This window comes from Aminobacter sp. P4_D5, assembly GCF_056401815.1.
Map to the genome: position 1 here is coordinate 1 of NZ_JBFUIP010000124.1, position 17,151 is coordinate 17,151.

The following is a 17,151-nucleotide window of genomic DNA, read 5'->3' on the forward strand; positions in this document are numbered from 1 at the left end:
GCCAAGGCCGAGATGTTTGCTCCAGGCTCAAAGCTCTTGGCCACCATCGCCGCTTTGAACGCATCAGACCAGCGCCGACGACGCGCAATTGGCGCACCTTCAAACGGAGCCGGAAACGCCTCAATCAAATGAAAATTTCTATCCGCAGGCATAGGCGTAGACATAGAACATGGCACCAATCTGGATCGCTCGTGCCAAATGTCGCCTGAAGCTTTACCTAAAACCAGATGGGATGCCCTTGGCGCTTACGACCTACCGCGCCGTTCCTGCCTGAGCACAAATAGGACGTCAGGACGGGAGCGTTCGCGAGAAGATTGGGAAGGGCAAAGAACGATTGATGCCAATCGGTGGTGCCGGAATCGGAAGAACCCGTGGGGTCCAGCGTCTTCGAGCGCGATGGAGTGATCAGGGATCCAGTTCGCAAAGAGCATCTGGGCCAGCAGCCACTCCGGCTGCACGAACAGGCCGGACATATGGCTGCAACCGACCGATCGACGGAATCGTCATAAAGCTCTTGCCAAAGGGGCGTCCACATATGGACCCCGTTTCGCCGGACAGTCGGCGGTTGGGTTTAAGCACTGAGGCGGATGAACTCGCGCGGCGATTTGAAGTTCAGTCCTGAGTGCGGGTGGGATTCACAGTAGTCTTCGAACCAGTCTGGCAGCAAGGCCAAGATGGTGTCCGTGTCGGGCAAGATGTAGGTCGATGCATAGTCGCGTTTGAGGGTTTTGACGAAGGCTTCAGACATGCCATTGCTCTGCGGGCTTCGGACCGGCGTGAAGAGCAGGGCCAGCCCGAGGGCAGCTGCTGTTTGAGCTGTCTGACGCGCGATATAGGCGCTGCCATTGTCGGAAAGCCATTCCACCCGATGGCTGGTTGTGGTGCTGCCAAAGCGGCGCTCGACCGATGCAATCATCAAATCGCACACCATTTCGGCCGAGATCCCGGCGTTAGCGACAGCCGACCAGCCAATGATTTCACGGTCGCAGGCATCGATGACAAAAAGCACCCTGACCACCTGGCCATTGCCGGCATGGATCTCCAGATGATCCGAACACCAGCGTACGTTGGAGTGCAGGGCCACGACGACGCCGTCATGGGTCCGACCCGGACGTTGGGCCGTATAGCGTTGCAGCGTCAGGTGATGCTGGCGCATGACCCGCAACATCCGCTTGGCGTTGACCTTCGGCTTGCTATTGAGCCGACGTTGCCGGTTGATCAGTGCTGTGACGCGGCGGTAGCCATAGGTTGGACGCTTGTCGATGATCGGTCTGATCTCGGACAAAAGCTCGGCATCCCCATGCTTGCGATAGGGACCACGCGGGACCACGGGCGTAGCGGCGCGCTCGATCAGGTTGGAACGGGCAATGCCCAAGGTTTTGGCAATGGCGCTCATCGGGAACCGTCCTCGGGATCGTGCCAGGACACCAAGGGCAAGGTCTGTTTTTTTGGGCGAGCCACCTCAATGGCTTCCTTGAGGATTTCGTTCTCCATGGTTTTGCGGCCGAGCATCCGTTCGAGATCGCGGACGCGTTTCTCCAATTCGCGGACCCTGGAGGCAGCCACCACATCTTCGTCGGCTTCCACAGCGGCATGACCGCCTTCGAGCATCCGCCGCTTCCAGGCAAACAGCTGGGAGGGAGAAATGCCCGCACATCGGGCAACATAAGAAACGCTCATGCCAGGCTGCATGGCTTCTTCAACCAGCCTGACCTTCTCGGCCACCGACCAGCGGCGGCGGCGTTGCACTGAGGTAATAACTTCGACCCGGCTGAATGGGACATCAGAGGCTTTGGACATGGTCGTACTCATAGGCGCATGCCTATGCCTTATCGGCTATGCCGACTGTCCRGTCAAAAAGGGGTGCGCTCCAGCCGGCGACCGCCAGCGGCGTCGCGATCTTGGGCAGTAATTGGCTCCGGCTGGCGAACGCGAGCAGTGAGCCCATTGCAAAAGCGTCGATATGCAGGAACGGCCCCGAATAGATGGCGTACGCCTTCGCCTCGCTCGTCCATTCGAGGGTGTTCAACCCAATGGACGCGACCCCCCGCATCGCGGGCGTGAAAAGCAGCGATGCAACAAGCAGAGTAATCACAATCCCGCGCGGCGCGAAAACGAGCACGACACCATAGACCAGGTAGAACTGCATCTCCACTGAGATGGTCCAGAGATGTCCGACTGGCCAGGCTGAGAGTTCTCCGCGGCCAACAGCCATGGCTAGGTTGTTGAAAAAGCCGAGCAGAGATCCGACTGCCAGCGCATCAATGTGTTTGCCGAGAATGAGCATCGTGGCGATGCCGGCCAGCACGTAGAGGTAGTATACCGGAAGGATCCTGCGGATCCGACGGCCAAAAAAACTGGAAAGTTGCTGGCTTGGCGGCACCGTGGACTGACGTCCGATGACGCTAAGGGTGACGACAAATCCGGAGATTACGTAGAAGAGCCAGACCCCGGTCCATCCAAAGGGCAACAGGCCGGTATGTTGCGCGACCACTGCAGTCATCGCAAAACACCTCAACGAGTCGACGGTCCCGACGCGGCCGCTGCCAACGTGGCCCGGGAAACCTGCTGCCAAAGACCCAGCCATCCTGCCCTCGCAAAGGGAGTGCTTGTCAGTCGGGACATTGGTCCGTCCGCTTCGACGACTATGGAGATGGCCGAGAGAAGCGCAATATAGTCGGTCCTCACCCCAATGGATGCCGCGCACCGATCCGGCGTAGAATCCATCGATGCGAGAAAAGGGCTTCTAGCCCAAAGGCGTAGGGGAGGCGGGCACGTCAGAACGCAGAGGTGCCACCGCACCTGTGTTGAGGGGTTGTTTGTTGGCCATCGCTGCGCCGCCGAACGACGTCACCGCGTCGGAACCGGGTGTTCGCCGCGATAGTCGTAGAAGCCACGTCCGGTCTTGCGGCCGAGCCAGCCGGCTTCGACATACTTCACCAGTAGCGGGCAGGGGCGATACTTCGAGTCCGACAGGCCATCATGCAGCACTTGCATAATCGACAGGCAGGTATCGAGGCCAATGAAGTCGGCAAGCTGCAGCGGACCCATCGGGTGGTTGGCGCCGAGCTTCATGGCGGTGTCGATGGCTTCGACCGTGCCGACGCCCTCATAGAGCGTGTAGATCGCCTCGTTGATCATCGGCAACAGGATGCGGTTGACGATGAAGGCGGGGAAGTCCTCCGACACCGTCACCGTCTTGTCGAGGTTGCTGACAAAGGCCTTGGCCGTCTCGAAGGTCTTGTTTTCGGTGGCGATACCGCGCACCAACTCGACMAGCTTCATSAMCGGCACCGGGTTCATGAAGTGGATGCCGATGAAACGCTCGGGGCGGTCGGTCTGGGCGGCAAGCCGCGTGATCGAAATCGACGAGGTGTTGGTGGCCAGGATCGCCTCGGGATTGAGCTGCGGGCAAAGCTGCGCATAGATCTTGCGCTTGATCGTCTCGTCTTCGGTCGCCGCTTCGATCACCAGATCAGCACTTGCGAGGTCAGCCATCGCTGGGGCCGACGAGATGCGGGCCATGGCGTCCTTGCGGGCCTGGTCCTCGAGCTTGCCGGACGCAACCTGGCGCGCCAGGTTGCCATTGATTGTGGCGATGCCCTTTTCGATGCGGTCAGGGGAAATGTCGTAAAGCAGCACACTGTAGCCGGCCAGCGCCGAGACATGCGCAATTCCGCCGCCCATCTGGCCAGCGCCGACAATGCCGATCGTCTCGATCTTACCCGTCATCACACCTATCCCGTCAAAGGCTTTTTATTAGATTTTGTGCAATGCAAACTAAATGGCCGGAGTAGCACTCGTCTACCCCGGCCACGATATTTAATACGGTAGTCGCTGAAGCGTCAAAGCGCCTTTTCGAGTTCCGGCAGGATGACGAAGAGGTCGCCGACGATGCCGTAGTCGGCAACCTGGAAGATCGGGGCTTCCTCGTCCTTGTTGATGGCGACGATGACCTTGGAGTCCTTCATGCCGGCGAGGTGCTGGATCGCACCCGAGATGCCGCAGGCGATGTAGAGGTCAGGGGCCACCACCTTGCCGGTCTGGCCGACCTGCCAGTCATTGGGGGCGTAGCCGGCGTCGACGGCAGCACGCGAAGCGCCAACGGCGGCACCGAGCTTGTCGGCGACGGGCAGGATGACTTCCTGGAACTTCTCCGACGAACCAAGCGCACGGCCGCCCGAGATGATGATCCTGGCCGAGGTCAGTTCCGGACGATCGTTCTCCGACAGCTTGTTTTCGACGAAGGTCGACAGGCCTGGATTGGCGGCAGCCGCAACCGTTTCGACCGCTGCCGAACCACCTTCAGGCGCTGCCTGGAAGGAAGCCGTGCGCACGGTGATGACCTTCTTGGTATCCGTTGCCTGCACCGTCTGGATGGCGTTGCCGGCATAGATCGGGCGCTTGAAGGTGTCGGCGGAGATCACTTCGATAATCTCGGAGACCTGGGCAACGTCGAGCAGGGCAGCCACGCGCGGGGCGACGTTCTTGCCGGTCGAGGTCGCAGCAGCCACGATGGTGTCGTAGTTGGGCGCGAGCGAAACGACCAGTGCGGCCATCGGCTCGGCCAGGCGCTCGGCCAGTTCGTCGCTTTCGGCGAGCAGCACTTTACGAACACCCTTGAGCTTCGATGCCGCGTCGGCGGCCGCCTTGGCGCCCTTGCCGGCGACGAGGACGTCGATGTCGGAGCCGATCTTGAGGGCTGCCGASAGCGCCTTGGCGGTCTGGTCGGARAGSGWWGCGTTGTCATGTTCKGCGATGAGGAGAATTGCCATTTCTTTATCCCTTGATTCATCAGGTGCCTGATTTGAGGTCAGGCCGTGGCGAAAATGGTGACGTCCGAGAACCGGAGCGGAGCGTACTTCAGTACGTGAGCACCGGAAGCGGAGGACGGCGCCATTTGCAGCCCGGCCTCACCTTAAATCCTCAGAGCACGCCGGCTTCGTTCCGGAGCTTGTCGACCAACTCAGCCACCGTCTTGACCTTGACGCCAGCCTTGCGGCCGCTCGGCTCTTCGGTCTTCAGCACCTTGAGGCGCGGGGCGACGTCGGCACCGAAATCGGCGGCCGACTTTTCGTCGAGCGGCTTTTTCTTGGCCTTCATGATGTTGGGCAAGGACGCATAACGCGGCTGGTTGAGGCGCAGGTCCACAGTCACGATCGCCGGCATCTTGAGCTCGACAGTCTGCAGGCCGCCATCGACTTCGCGCGTCACATTGGCCTTGTCGCCAGCAAGCTCGATCTTCGAGGCAAAGGTGCCCTGGGCCCAGCCCAGAAGGGCTGCCAGCATCTGGCCGGTCTGATTGCTGTCGTCGTCGATCGCCTGCTTGCCGAGCAGCACCAGGCCGGGCTTTTCTGCCTCGACCACGCCCTTCAGCACCTTGGCGACGCCGAGAGGCTCGACAGCCTCGTCGACCTTGACCAGGATCGCGCGGTCAGCACCCATGGCGAGCGCGGTGCGAAGCGTCTCCTGCGCCTGGGCAGGTCCGATCGAAACCACGATGATCTCTTCGACCTTGCCGGCTTCCTTGAGGCGGATCGCTTCTTCGACCGCAATCTCGTCGAACGGGTTCATCGCCATCTTGACGTTGGCAAGCTCAACACCCGAGCCGTCGCTCTTCACGCGCACCTTCACGTTCGCATCGACAACCCGCTTCACCGGGACGAGAACTTTCATGGGCTGGTACCTCTCTGAACAGCGATATTGTGCGCGCTATAGCAGCGCTCGGGCCCACGCAATTGTCGATTGCCGACATATTGGGCGGAAAAACAGACTTGATCTCACGCTTTCGGTGGCGGGAGGCTGCCGCAAGCGGGCGGAACGTAGTTGCGGCTAACGTGAGCGTCAATATCTGCTTCAAGCTCAAATCGTTTGAAACGAACTGTGCTCACGAGCGCTATTGCCGGCCCCAGCGTGGCGCCGGTTGCTCCGCCGGTGGTTCGGGTGTTGCGGGTTCGGGCATGACAGCCGCCTCGGCCTTGTCGCTGGGCGGGGCTGCGTCTTCCGCATCGGCAAACAACGGCACGTCGCGGCGCCGCAGGATGAGCACCAGAATGGCACCGGCGATGATACCGCCGACATGGGCTGCCCAGCTGACTTCGTCATCGCCGCCAATGGCGATCATCAGGAACTGGAAGCCGACCCACAGGACCAGCGGTATCCAGGCCGGGATGCGCAGCGGAATACGGGCGAAGGCCAGAACCCAGATCTTCACCCGGGGGTAAAGGATGAGATAGGCGGTAACGATGCCGGCAATGGCGCCCGAGGCGCCGATCAGGGGCATTTCGGAACCGGGCAGGATCAGCCCATGCAGGAAGGCGCCTGCAACCGCACAAGCCAGGTAGAACACCAGGAAGCGGAAATGGCCGAGCGCGTCTTCGACATTGTCGCCGAACACCCACAAGAACAGCATGTTGCCGCCGAGGTGGAAGATGTCGCCATGCAGGAAGGAATAGGTGAGATAGCTCAGGTCTTCGGGAATGACGACAAGATCGGGCGACAGGTCCGCAAGATCATGAACCACCGCGGGAATGTATCCCCATCCGAGTACGGTCGCCTGGGTAAACTCCTCGCCGCCAAGCGTCGTCACCAGATAGACGATGACGTTGATGGCGATCAGCGCGAACGTTACATATTGCAGCCGGATATGGCGCAGATGGTTGGAATCGTAGAGCGGAATGAACATGCGGCTCGCTTCCGTCCTTCGGGGTCAAATCAGCGGTTCTTGCCGGGCACCCATAGCACATCGGCTTTTCCGTTGTCATTGACGACGCGGGCGGCAACAAACAGCAGGTCGGAGACGCGATTGATGTAGCGGATGCCCTCGCGGTTGACGTGTTCGTCAGGGTCCTGGGCCAAAGCCACCATGTCGCGCTCGGCGCGCCGCGCGACCGTGCGGGCGAGATGCAGTGCTGCGGCTGCCGGCGAGCCGCCATTCAGCACGAAAGATCTGAGCGGGGCGAGATCGGCGTTGAGCCGGTCGATGTCGGCTTCGATGCGCGCGGTCTGGCTGGCGATGATGCGCAGCGGCTCGTAGCCCAGATCCTTGCCGGTGTCGGGCGTCGACAGGTCGGCACCAAGGTCGAACATGTCGTTTTGGATGCGGCCCAGCATGGCGTCGATTTCGGCATGCTCGGTCACCGTGTGCACACGCGCCATGCCGATGCAGGCATTGGCCTCGTCGACCGCGCCATAGGCCTCGACGCGCAGGTCGGATTTGAGCCGCCGCTCGCCGGTGCCGAGACCGGTGGTGCCGTCGTCGCCGGTGCGGGTGTAGATCTTGTTGAGCTTGACCATTTCCGACTAACCGCGGGTGAAATAGAGCGTCAGCATGATGAACACCAGCGCCACCGCCTGCAGTAGAACGCGCGCCTGCATCAGCTTGTTGGAGGTGTTGGACGAACCGCCGCGCAGCATGTTGATGAGGCCGCGGATCAGAACGACCACGACGGCGAACATGAAGGCGATGGCGATGATGTGGAATACGGTTGCCATGTTAGGTTCCAGTTCTGTTGGCCGTTGCCGGCTCAGGCTTGCCGGGCCAAAATCTTGTAGAGCAGCGAGGCGGGCAGGATCCGCTTCAGCACGACGCCGATTCTCGCCGGGATCGTGACAACATAATGCGGACGCGGACGCGGCGACAGCAGGGCGTGTCGCAATACCGCATGAACCGCCTCGGGACCAAGCTTCAGCCGCGATTTGGAGCCGCCGCTGTTCAGCCTGTCGAGCTGGGCGCGGTAGGCTTGGTGGTGGGCTGAGTTCTCGCGGTCGATGTAGCGCAGGAACCAGGTCAGTCCGTTGGTGGCGATCTTCGACGTCACCGGTCCCGGCTCGATCATCGAGACATGGATGCCGGTGCCGGCAAGTTCCTGGCGCATGCACAACATCAGGCCTTCGAGCGCATGCTTGGAGGCGGAATAGGCGCCGCGGAAGGGCACCGGCGTCAGCCCGAGGATCGACGAGCAGTTGACGATGCGGCCGTGCCCTTGCGCGCGCATGACAGGAACAATGCGCCGGGTCAGGTCATGCCAGCCAAAGAAATTGGCCTCGAACTGGTCGCGCAGGGCCGCCATCGGCAGATCTTCGACAGCGCCCGGCTGGGCGTGCGCGCCATTGTTGAACAGAGCGTCGAGCCTGCCGCCGGTACGTTCCAGTACGGTTGCGACCAGCGCTTCGATCGACTGGGGTTCGGTGTAATCGAGATAGAGCGCTTCGAGGCCATCGGCCTCAAGTGCCGCCAGATCTTCGGCTTTGCGGGCGGTGGCAAACACGCGCCAGCCCTCGGCCTTCAGCGCGCGCGCACAATAAGCGCCGATGCCCGACGACGCGCCGGTCACGATTATCGTGCGTAACTCCTTGATCGGGTTCACTTCGCTGCCGCCAACACTTGCCAACTGGGGCAAACCCTTCCCATATTCGCGCCCTGGAAACAATCGGACGGAGCGGTAAACTGGACCTGATGCGCAGGATCGTCGCCACAAGGCGGGTGCTCTTTGACGCAGCCGGCCATTTCCATGACGACGACGGCTGGGCGATGGCCAGTCATCTTGCTATCTCCTCGCTGATGGCGCTGTTTCCGTTCCTCATCTTCGCCACCACGCTTGCAAGCTTCCTCGGCGCCGACGCCTTTGCCGAAACCGCCGTGCACCTTGTCTTCGACACATGGCCCGACCAGATCGCCAAGCCCATCGCGCGCGAGGTGGTCAACGTGCTCACCGTGCAGCGCACCGACCTTTTGACCTACGGCGTGGTGCTCGCTGCCTTCTTCGCCTCCAACGGCGTCGAGGCGTTGCGCACCTCGCTCAATCGCGCCTACCGGGTTACCGAGACGCGCACGATCTGGTTCCGGCGCACCCAAAGCCTGTTTTTCGTGCTCATCGCCACGATCAGCTTCGTTGCCATCTCCGTACTTCTGGTCTTCGCGCCGATCATTGCGCGCATCCTCGAAGCCAAGTTCGTGTGGATTCAGCCCTATATGGGCACCATCACCGTGTGGCGCTTCACCATCGCCTCGGGTGTTATCGTCTTTGGCCTGTTTGCCGTGCATATGTGGCTGCCGGCGGGGCGCCGCCGCTTCCTCAGCATCATACCGGGCATCGTCTTCACGCTGATCGCCTGGCTCATCGGCTCGACGATCTTCGCCGCCTATCTCGACACCTTCTCGTCCTACGTCACCACCTATGCTGGCCTCGCCTCGATCATGATCGCGGTGGTGTTCCTTTACATCATCTCTGCGATCTTCATCCTGGGCGGCGAGCTTAACGCCGCGATCAGCCGTTACCTCGAAGCCCGCGCCCGCGTTCCGGGTTGAGCCGTCGCAAGGCCGACGCCCAGCGTGGCGATCGCCATGCCAACCAGCTGGACCAGTGACAGCTGCTCGCCAAACAGCAGCCAGGCGATGACGGCCGTCACCGATGGCACAAGGTAGAACAGCGATGCGACCTTCGACATCGCGCCGTCGCGGATCATCACCATCAAAAGAAAGATCGCGCCGATCGACAGCACGACGACCAGCCAGGCCATGGCGAAGATCAACTCGCCATTGACCGTCATCTGGCGTGTCTCGAAGATCATCGAGGCGGCCGCCATCAGGATCGCTGCACCGACATATTGCCAGAAGGTGCCGGTCACGAGATCGCCGGTCGACCCGACGCGCTTTTGCCAGATGGTGCCGGCGCTGATGCCGGCCATGGCGATGACGGAGGCCGTCAGCGTCTGCCACGTCACGCCGCCGCCGAGTGTGCCGAGCTTCGGCGACAGCACGATCATCACGCCGACGAAGCCGACAGCAAGGCCTACCCAATGGCGCGGGCGGATCTCTTCGCCAAGCAGCTTGCCGGCCAGCACTGCCGTTACCAGCGGCTGGAGACCTGCGATCAGCGCCGACAATCCCGCTGGCAGGCCCTGGTGGATCGCCCAGAACACGCCGCCGAGATAGACCCCGTGCAGCAGCATGCCGATGAGCACGGCATGAAGGGCTGCGCGCCGCGAAAGCCGCCCGGAGCCCAGCACCAGCATCACCGCGCCCAGCACCATGAATGCCAGGACGAACCGCACGGCGAGGAAGGTGAACGGCTCCGCCCATGGCATGGCGTAACGCGCGCCGATGAAGCCGGTCGCCCACAGCAGCACGAAGGTCGCCGGGATCAGCCGCTTTGTAGTGGAGGTCATGGGTGCCCCGAGCGTCGCCGGACGCCGCGCCCGGAAAGGAAGTTTATCGAAATCGCTCTAATGCCGAATATTAGGACAAGCAAAATGAAACGATTGATCCATAGGTTCACCGGACCTGATCTGACGATCCGATCCGGATGAAGCATGCCCCGGAGGCGGCCCGGTAGAACCGCCCCTTAGATCTGCATTGTCGGCCTGTGAAAGGACCGCGGATGTTGTGGAATCTGGATCCGGGCTGGCTGATGATGGCGATCGCCTTCGTCGCCGTCATGGCGTTTTTCTTCGGCGCAGCCCTCGACGCCATCATGAAGGAGGACGGGTTTGGCCCGACCGGCAACATGGTGCTGTTCACCGCCGGCTTCTTCGGCGCGGTGCTGGCTGCCAACAGCTACGGCATCACTTTGCGCAATTTGAGCCTGGCTACCGCCTGGGGGCTCGGCGGCGCCTTCGTCTTCATCTCAGTTCTGGCTCTGCTCAAGGCTGCTCTCGCTCGGCTCCTACAGCCCTAGCCCTGCCATCACCATCTCGGGCGTCTCACCAGCCTCACGCAACGCGCTGAGGCCGGTGTCGCGTTGGCTTTTCGACAGCTTGCGTCCGTCCGGCCCGAGCACGAGCCTGTGGTGGAAGTAGGTGGGCTGGGGCAGTTTGAGAACTTCCTGCAGCAACCGCTGCACCGAAGTCGCGAAATACAGATCCTGGCCGCGCACGACGTGGCTCACCCCTTGCAGCGCATCATCGATCACCACGGACAGGTGATAGCTGGTGGGAATCTCCCGCCGCGCGATGATGACATCGCCCCATTGCTGGGGGGCGGCGGCGATCTCGGACGATGCGCCCATGCTCTCGTTTGTCCATTCGCGCCAGCTCAACGGGCCCTTCAGTCGCGTCAGCGCTGCCTCCGTGTCGAGCCGCCAGGCAAAGGGGGCGCCCCCATCGATGCGTCGCTTACGCTCGCGCGCCGACAGCGTCTTGTCATTACCAGGATAGACCGGGGCGCCATCGGGATCGCGCGGCCAATCTTGCCCGGTGGCTTCATGATCCATGATGGCGCCACGGATTTCGCCACGGCTCATGAAGGCGGGATAGACCAGCCCCTCGCGCTGCAGCCGCTCCAGCGCTGCCTGATAACAGCTGAAATGCTCGGACTGACGCCGCACCGGTTCTTCCCAACCAAGCCCAAGCCAGGCGAGATCGCGARAGATTGCCGCCTCGAATTCCGGAGTGCAGCGGGTCACGTCGATGTCTTCGATGCGCAGCAATAGCCGCCCGCCGGTTGCATTGGCCATGCGCTGGTTGGTCAGCGCAGAAAGCGCATGACCCAGATGCAGTTCACCATTCGGGCTCGGCGCGAAGCGAAAGACAGGAGCAGTCATGAGCGTTGCGGTTTCGGATTGAACGGTTGCGTTGTCGATTGCTACGTTGCCCGTCGCAACCTAACAAGTGACGCGATGCACCGGATTTCCAATCTCGACGACGTCAATCTCGGTCTCGATGCGCTTTGCGCGCTCGATCCGCGGCTAAAGGCCGTGCGCGAAATGGCCGGCGACGTGCCGCTCAGGCTGACCGAGCCAGGTTTTGCCAGCCTTGCTTCGATCATCGTTTCCCAGCAGGTGTCGACCGCGAGCGCCAGGGCTATCTTCGGCCGCTTCACTGCTCTTGTTGACCCGTTGACGCCTGAGGTGCTGCTCGCCGCCGGCGAGGGCGTTTTTCGCGAGGCCGGACTGTCCAGGCCCAAGCAGCGGACATTGCTGGCAGTGGCCCAGGCAGCAAGCGACGGACTCGACCTCGACGGGCTCTGCCTGCTCGACGCCCAGGAGGCGATGGCTGCAATGGTCGCCATATCAGGCATCGGCCCTTGGACGGCGGAGGTTTATCTGCTGTTTGCCGCTGGCCACCCCGACATTTTCCCCGCCCGCGACGTCGCGCTGCAATCGGCTGTCGGCCATGCGCTGGGCATCGATCCGCGCCCCGGCGAAAAGGCACTGATTCGGCTTGCCGAATCATGGGCGCCGTGGCGAGGGGTCGCTTCGCGGCTGTTCTGGGCGTATTATCGCGAGACCCGCGGTCGCGATGGTGCACCGCCGGCCGGAAATCCTGCTTAAATCCGCGAAATCGCGATTTTTTGACAGGCTTTATGACCGACTAGGCGCTTCACATTCCTGTCACCTCGGGCTTACAGTATTCGCACCGTTAGGTTCGAGGACCGAGGAGGTAGTGGAAGTGACGGTCGCCGTGTCTCCGGATGGGCTCCCAGCACTGGTGCTGAATGCGGATTATCGTCCGCTCAGCTACTACCCCTTGTCGCTCTGGTCCTGGCAGGACGCGATCAAGGCGGTGTTCCTCGACCGCGTCAACATCGTTGCCGAATATGATCACGCGGTCTCCTCGCCGACTTTTTCGATGAAGCTGCCCAGTGTCGTCAGCCTGAAGCATTATGTGAAGCCGTCGCGCTATCCCGCCTTCACGCGTTTCAACGTGTTCCTGCGCGATCGTTTCCAGTGCCAGTATTGCGGCACGCCGGAGGATCTGACCTTCGATCACGTCGTCCCGCGCCACAGCGGTGGGGCGACGACCTGGGAAAATGTCGTTGCCGCCTGCTCGCCCTGCAATCTCAGGAAGGGTGGGCTGATGCCGGCGCAGGCCAAGATGTGGCCGCTGCAAAAGCCGTTCCAGCCGACGGTGCACGACCTGCACAACAATGGCCGGCTGTTCCCGCCCAACCATCTGCACGAAAGCTGGATGGATTATCTCTACTGGGATGTCGAGCTGGAGCCGTAGAGGCTTTCGTTCTTCTCCCCGTTTACGAGGAGGTGAGGTGCGGTCCGCGCAGCGGGCAAAAAGCCAATTGCTTGGCTTTTTGAGCATCGAACGCCGGCAGGCAGATGAGGGGCAGCACAAGCTCTCGAACGTTGGCGTAGCCCCTCATCCGGCTTCGCTACGCTCAGCCGCCTTCTCCCCGTGAACGTGGAGAAGGAAACGATCATCAAGCCTTCGCGAACGCACCGCGCAGGGCAACCACAGCCAGGAACGCGCTGGCGAGCACGTTCCAGCCGGCAAAGGACAGGCCGAGCACGCGCAGCGCCGCATCCTCGCAACGCGGCGGCACAACGTCATTGAGGACGTCCAGGAGCCCCTTGCCGCCGGTGTCGATCGTGCCGCTCACCGCCGCGCAGTCGGTCGGGCCTGCCCACCAGCGCCATTCGACGCCGGCATGATAGCCGCCGAGATAGAGCCCGTAGAGCATCAGCAGCCCGCCGACGGCCAGCAAGCCGCGCGTCAGCCAGGCTGGCCAGTGCATCGCCGACGAAAGTGCTGCCAGCGCCATCAGCGGCACGCCGACATAATAGGGCGTGCGCTGCTCGAGGCAGAGCTTGCAGGGCATGTAGCCGCCCAAGTGCTGGAAGCCCAGCGCCGTGCCGACGACAACAGCCATGGCAACGGCGAGGAAGATTGCGGTCAGCGTCTGGCTGCGGCCGGTCGGGGAGGCGAGGGAGGTCATTCTTTGGTGCCCAGCTGTTGTTACCGGCATCTGCCGTTCAGTGCAGGTATCTGACGAGAAGATAAAGCAAAATGAGGGCAGCCGCCGCGAGGCCTGCCAGCAGGCCAAGGCGTTTTTCGATGAAGTTCCTGATCGGCTCGCCATAGGTCCTGAGCAGCCAGGCCAGGAACAGGAAACGTGCGCCGCGGGCAATGATCGCCGAGACGATGAACCAGCCGAGCGGAAAACCGATGACGCCCGACAGGATGGTGACCACCTTGATCGGCGGCAGGTGCGAAAGGCCCGACGTCACCAGCATCAACAAGATGATGCCGGTGCCAGACGACAGCTTCAACGCTTCGAATTCGTCATATTTGCCGTAAAATTCCAGCACGGGCTTGGCCACCGCCTCGAAGGCGTAGTGGCCGATATACCAGCCGGCTATGCCGCCAAGCACCGAGGCCACGGTTGCCACGATCGCATAACGATAGGCGCGGTCTGGGCGCGACAGCGCCATCGGCAAATAGAGCACGTCGGCGGGCACCAGGAAGACCGAGCTTTCGACGAAGGCAATGAAGGCCAGCCACCATTCGGCGGATTTCCTTGCCGAGAGCGACAAGGTCCAGTCGTAGAGTCGGCGAAGCATCGGGCCCCCTTGAAATGTGCGCTGCCTGTTTAGGAAGAATTGCTGGGGCGCACAATGCTTGGGGGCTTCACGAATGCACAAGCTGGGGTAACCGGCACAATCTGTCGCATGACCACACCCAAAGGCACAGCTGCCACTGATGATCGCGTCGGTGAGGACGGTGAGATCGTGGCATCAAGTTGAAGAAAGACGCCGCTGCCCAGTTGACGGAGGGCGGCTCAACCGTATAGTCCGCGACCATTCTGTCCATCTAGGACAGGCCCCTATGGCGGAATTGGTAGACGCGCTCGACTCAAAATCGAGTTCCGCAAGGAGTGCTGGTTCGATTCCGGCTAGGGGCACCAACCCTTTTCGAGGGCTTTGATATTAAAGGCTAATTCGCCTTTTTTGTCCCACTTTCTCCAATGGCCTGAACGAGTGGGACAATTCCGTCCATTTTTTGTTCCGGGTTTAGCTTGTCAGCGGCACTCGCAGCGAGTCGCCGGCGGTTCGCTTTCTTGGTGTAGTGCGTCGTCTGCGCCTTCGTGGTCCATCCGAAAATTGCCATCAACTGTTCGTCGGTTGCGCCGTTTTCCGCCGCAACCGTTGCGCCAGCTTTCCGCAGCCCGTGCATCGAGCATTCAGGTAGCTCGGCCTCGTCACACCACTGTCGCATCTTGTTCCCAAGCCCGTTGACGGTGAACGGCTTGTTGAACTCGGTGACAAGGAAGGTGAGGTTGCCGGTTTCGCTGCTGTCCAGTGTGGCGCGCAGCGGCGCAATGACCGGGAGCTCGACCACGACGCCCGAAGATTTCGCAGTCTTTCCTGGACGAATGGTCAACCACCCGTCGCGGATATGCTGCCGCCCAACGATAGCCAGGTCGGACAGACGCAGGCCGGTAAACATCGCGAGATGAAGAGCAAGGCGGGCCTTAGTGCCGACGGGGTGACGCTGCTCGTACTGCAATACCTCTTCTCTGGTCCAAGTGTGGAAGCCGTCGCCGGAATGCAGCCGCTTGATGCGCAGAGCCGGATTGACCTTGGCAATGTCGTTCTCCACCGCCCATCCGAAGAGCGCGGACAGAACTTTCACGATGTCGTTTTGGGCACCAGCGGTCGAGCGGAGCGTGTCCCGAATTTCGAGGATGTGCTTACGCTCCATAAGCGCGAAGGGCAGGGACCCGCGCTTCTTGTCGCGGTGCTTGCTCAAGGCAATTTCGTCGAGCAGGCGTGCGCGCCTTGCCAAGCCGCTGGCGGCGATCTTCGCGCGGGCTTTGTATTGGTGAATGAGCCATAGAAGCGAACCTTCGGCTGCGCCGGCAGGCCCCTTAGCCGTCTCGGCCCCGGCCTTCTGGTATGGCAAGCCGAGCCGCGCACAAGACACTTCGGCCTCGAACTCTTTAGTTCCCGGCGACTCGGTGAGCCGTACCTTCGAACGGCCAGGCGCGCGGAAATACAAGCGCACGTTTTTGCGCTTGTCTCGGTCAATGGTTACGCCTTTAGGAAGCTTCTTCGGCATCAGTTCCAAGGATTGCTCCCTTCGGGCTTCAGGTCAACGGCCTCCGAGCGGTGTGGTAAACGCCGGAAGGCGTCCGCCACCTCTTGAACGTCCCAGACAATACGACCGAAAATCTGCCTGCCGTCCGGCATCATGCCTTCATGAACCAGCCGATCGAACAAGGTTGAGCTGATGCCGATGAAGGCTGCAGCCTGTTCGCGGCTGATGCCGACCGGCGGCAGGCTGTCGGGGAGGGGGCGTGCTTTCATGCCGCCCTCCAGATGATGCCAACCCAGATGCCGGCGAGGCCGACACCTACGATCGATGCCAGAAGGAAAAGCTCGGCGGCAGACATGGGCGCAGCGGCTGGTCGACAGGTGGTCCGCAGTGCGCCGAAGCGCTCGGCATGCCAATCGGACCGGCGTTGCAGGTCGAGGGCTCGCTTTGAGTGATAGAGCGCCAGCAGGGAGCGGATCAGCCTCATGCCGCTTCCTCCTCGGATACGCCGGCCATGTGGCAGGCTAGGCCAAGCAGCCACTGACCAAGATTGCCGTCGCCGGTCGAGCGATGGTGCTCGACGAGGTAGGCCATGCCGCGCTTCAGGCCATCAAGCGAAGAGTACGGATGCTCGATGATGGCCCAAATCGCATCGAATGTGGCTTCGCTGGTTATGGCCTGCGCCGCTTCGGCTGTCGCCTTGGCATCCTTGCCGGATGCGTTGTCAGTCGCCTCGCAGGCCGCGTCCAGCGTCACCCACGTTGCGGCGTGTGCAGCGATCAGGACTTCGATCTCTCGGAGGTCAGCCATTGCGACGCCCTCCCTCCAAGAACCGATGGTCACGCACTTTGATGTCCGCAACGACGATGGCGAGCACGCTGTCGTCGAACTGTTCTTTCGAGCAGTAGTGATCGGAATAGCGCTGGTTCTCTTTGAACAGCCGAAGCCGGTCGATCATGTTCTGGACGCAGACGAGCTCGGGACCGACGCCATTGTGGTAGACGTAAGTACCCTCCCCGACATAACCGTGCACCGGCTTGACCAGCACGAAATCGAAGCCTTCGCGCAAGCGTGGGAACATGCCGTCGCCGAGGACTGGGTCGATCCGCAGAGCGTCGGAAAAGATTGCGTCGGTTGGCACGTCGATTGGAAACAGGTCGTTCATGAGCTTGCACCGCCTTCCGCATGGCGCAGGATCGATGCAGCGATCTGCCCGTGCCATTGTATGGCGTGGCGGATGGCGAGTTTGGCCATTCCCTTGCCGCTTTTGTCCCACGCGGCCAGCGCCTGGGCCTTGATAAGCAGCCCCTCCATGGTGAGATCGGGTTCATTCATCATCGCCGCGATGAGGTCTTCCATTTCATCGCGGAACCTGTGCGTAAC

The 17,151-nt window shown here is 61.6% G+C and carries 24 protein-coding genes and 1 tRNA gene; 5 read left to right on the forward strand and 20 right to left on the reverse strand.

Going from position 1 to position 17,151, the window contains the following annotated elements; all coding sequences use genetic code 11:
* From AC1DWF_RS22210 to AC1DWF_RS22255, 10 genes are all read right to left on the reverse strand, one after another.
* The coding region (locus AC1DWF_RS22210; RefSeq protein WP_476789646.1) for a transposase at positions 1–164 on the reverse strand (164 nt) is incomplete at its 3' end.
* A 407-nt stretch (positions 165–571) separates the two neighbouring features.
* A protein-coding gene (locus tag AC1DWF_RS22215) for an IS3 family transposase (protein WP_476785319.1) occupies positions 572–1,800 on the reverse strand; the annotation gives its coding sequence in 2 pieces (ribosomal slippage) (positions 572–1,452 and positions 1,452–1,800; 1,230 coding nt in all).
* Positions 1,801–1,822: 22 nt separating this feature from the next.
* Entirely contained in the window at positions 1,823–2,587 is a 765-nt protein-coding gene (locus tag AC1DWF_RS22220; protein ID WP_476842063.1) for an acyltransferase family protein, read from the reverse strand.
* Positions 2,588–2,850: 263 nt separating this feature from the next.
* Positions 2,851–3,732, reverse strand: coding sequence for a 3-hydroxybutyryl-CoA dehydrogenase (locus AC1DWF_RS22225; protein ID WP_476842064.1), 882 nt, complete (start codon positions 3,730–3,732; stop codon positions 2,851–2,853).
* Between the two features lie 113 nt (positions 3,733–3,845).
* Positions 3,846–4,775: an electron transfer flavoprotein subunit alpha/FixB family protein gene (locus AC1DWF_RS22230; protein ID WP_476842065.1), complete on the reverse strand. Its 930-nt coding sequence runs from the start codon at positions 4,773–4,775 to the stop codon at positions 3,846–3,848.
* Positions 4,776–4,926: 151 nt separating this feature from the next.
* On the reverse strand, positions 4,927–5,676 hold the full coding sequence (locus tag AC1DWF_RS22235; protein WP_476785323.1) for an electron transfer flavoprotein subunit beta/FixA family protein: 750 nt from the start codon (positions 5,674–5,676) through the stop codon (positions 4,927–4,929).
* 220 nt (positions 5,677–5,896) lie between these two features.
* Positions 5,897–6,685, reverse strand: coding sequence for a rhomboid family intramembrane serine protease (locus AC1DWF_RS22240; RefSeq protein WP_476787779.1), 789 nt, complete (start codon positions 6,683–6,685; stop codon positions 5,897–5,899).
* 29 nt (positions 6,686–6,714) lie between these two features.
* Positions 6,715–7,296 (reverse strand): cob(I)yrinic acid a,c-diamide adenosyltransferase, encoded by a 582-nt coding sequence (locus AC1DWF_RS22245; protein WP_476787778.1) that lies wholly within the window; start codon positions 7,294–7,296, stop codon positions 6,715–6,717.
* Between the two features lie 6 nt (positions 7,297–7,302).
* On the reverse strand, positions 7,303–7,494 hold the full coding sequence (locus tag AC1DWF_RS22250; protein WP_476784118.1) for a twin transmembrane helix small protein: 192 nt from the start codon (positions 7,492–7,494) through the stop codon (positions 7,303–7,305).
* Positions 7,495–7,526: 32 nt separating this feature from the next.
* Positions 7,527–8,369 (reverse strand): SDR family oxidoreductase, encoded by an 843-nt coding sequence (locus AC1DWF_RS22255; RefSeq protein WP_476784119.1) that lies wholly within the window; start codon positions 8,367–8,369, stop codon positions 7,527–7,529.
* A gap of 89 nt (positions 8,370–8,458) precedes the next feature.
* On the opposite strand from AC1DWF_RS22255, the gene AC1DWF_RS22260 reads away from it, so the two are divergent.
* Positions 8,459–9,310, forward strand: coding sequence for a YihY/virulence factor BrkB family protein (locus AC1DWF_RS22260; protein ID WP_476784120.1), 852 nt, complete (start codon positions 8,459–8,461; stop codon positions 9,308–9,310).
* Here AC1DWF_RS22260 and AC1DWF_RS22265 read toward each other — a convergent pair.
* Positions 9,277–10,170 carry a DMT family transporter gene (locus tag AC1DWF_RS22265; RefSeq protein ID WP_476787777.1) on the reverse strand — a complete coding sequence of 298 codons (894 nt, stop codon included), beginning with the start codon at positions 10,168–10,170 and terminating at the stop codon, positions 9,277–9,279. The two genes, AC1DWF_RS22260 and AC1DWF_RS22265, sit on opposite strands and share 34 nt — an antisense overlap.
* 212 nt (positions 10,171–10,382) lie before the next feature.
* Between AC1DWF_RS22265 and AC1DWF_RS22270 the strand changes: the two genes are divergently transcribed.
* Positions 10,383–10,679 carry a hypothetical protein gene (locus tag AC1DWF_RS22270; RefSeq protein WP_476784122.1) on the forward strand — a complete coding sequence of 99 codons (297 nt, stop codon included), beginning with the start codon at positions 10,383–10,385 and terminating at the stop codon, positions 10,677–10,679.
* Here the strand turns inward: AC1DWF_RS22270 and gluQRS are convergent.
* Positions 10,668–11,543, reverse strand: coding sequence for a tRNA glutamyl-Q(34) synthetase GluQRS (gene gluQRS, locus AC1DWF_RS22275; RefSeq protein ID WP_476842066.1), 876 nt, complete (start codon positions 11,541–11,543; stop codon positions 10,668–10,670). The genes AC1DWF_RS22270 and gluQRS overlap by 12 nt on opposite strands.
* Before the next feature lie 75 nt (positions 11,544–11,618).
* Between gluQRS and AC1DWF_RS22280 the strand changes: the two genes are divergently transcribed.
* Together AC1DWF_RS22280 and AC1DWF_RS22285 are read left to right on the forward strand one after the other, a co-directional pair.
* Positions 11,619–12,272: a DNA-3-methyladenine glycosylase family protein gene (locus tag AC1DWF_RS22280; protein ID WP_476787776.1), complete on the forward strand. Its 654-nt coding sequence runs from the start codon at positions 11,619–11,621 to the stop codon at positions 12,270–12,272.
* Positions 12,273–12,390: 118 nt separating this feature from the next.
* Entirely contained in the window at positions 12,391–12,948 is a 558-nt protein-coding gene (locus AC1DWF_RS22285; RefSeq protein ID WP_476784125.1) for an HNH endonuclease, read from the forward strand.
* Between the two features lie 205 nt (positions 12,949–13,153).
* On the opposite strand, the gene AC1DWF_RS22290 is transcribed toward AC1DWF_RS22285, so the two are convergent.
* Positions 13,154–13,669 carry a disulfide bond formation protein B gene (locus tag AC1DWF_RS22290; protein ID WP_476784126.1) on the reverse strand — a complete coding sequence of 172 codons (516 nt, stop codon included), beginning with the start codon at positions 13,667–13,669 and terminating at the stop codon, positions 13,154–13,156.
* Positions 13,670–13,706: 37 nt separating this feature from the next.
* Positions 13,707–14,294 (reverse strand): YqaA family protein, encoded by a 588-nt coding sequence (locus AC1DWF_RS22295; RefSeq protein ID WP_476784127.1) that lies wholly within the window; start codon positions 14,292–14,294, stop codon positions 13,707–13,709.
* 259 nt (positions 14,295–14,553) lie between these two features.
* Here AC1DWF_RS22295 and AC1DWF_RS22300 point away from each other — a divergent pair.
* A tRNA-Leu gene (locus AC1DWF_RS22300) sits at positions 14,554–14,638 on the forward strand.
* Between the two features lie 29 nt (positions 14,639–14,667).
* Here AC1DWF_RS22300 and AC1DWF_RS22305 read toward each other — a convergent pair.
* The 6 genes from AC1DWF_RS22305 to AC1DWF_RS22330 form a co-directional block, all read right to left on the reverse strand.
* Positions 14,668–15,792, reverse strand: a complete 1,125-nt coding sequence (locus tag AC1DWF_RS22305) for a tyrosine-type recombinase/integrase (RefSeq protein WP_476787783.1) — start codon at positions 15,790–15,792, stop codon at positions 14,668–14,670.
* A complete protein-coding gene (locus AC1DWF_RS22310; RefSeq protein ID WP_476782890.1) occupies positions 15,792–16,040 on the reverse strand; it encodes a hypothetical protein in 249 nt (82 codons plus the stop codon). The genes AC1DWF_RS22305 and AC1DWF_RS22310 overlap by 1 nt, the downstream gene beginning before the upstream one ends.
* Positions 16,037–16,255 carry a hypothetical protein gene (locus AC1DWF_RS22315; protein ID WP_476782891.1) on the reverse strand — a complete coding sequence of 73 codons (219 nt, stop codon included), beginning with the start codon at positions 16,253–16,255 and terminating at the stop codon, positions 16,037–16,039. The genes AC1DWF_RS22310 and AC1DWF_RS22315 overlap by 4 nt, the downstream gene beginning before the upstream one ends.
* Positions 16,252–16,578, reverse strand: coding sequence for a hypothetical protein (locus AC1DWF_RS22320; protein ID WP_476782892.1), 327 nt, complete (start codon positions 16,576–16,578; stop codon positions 16,252–16,254). The genes AC1DWF_RS22315 and AC1DWF_RS22320 overlap by 4 nt, the downstream gene beginning before the upstream one ends.
* Complete coding sequence (locus tag AC1DWF_RS22325; RefSeq protein WP_476782893.1) at positions 16,571–16,933, reverse strand: hypothetical protein; 363 nt, start codon at positions 16,931–16,933, stop codon at positions 16,571–16,573. The genes AC1DWF_RS22320 and AC1DWF_RS22325 overlap by 8 nt, the downstream gene beginning before the upstream one ends.
* Positions 16,930–17,151 (reverse strand): hypothetical protein (locus tag AC1DWF_RS22330; RefSeq protein ID WP_476842067.1); only part of this gene is annotated, 222 nt, incomplete at its 5' end. The genes AC1DWF_RS22325 and AC1DWF_RS22330, both read right to left, overlap by 4 nt.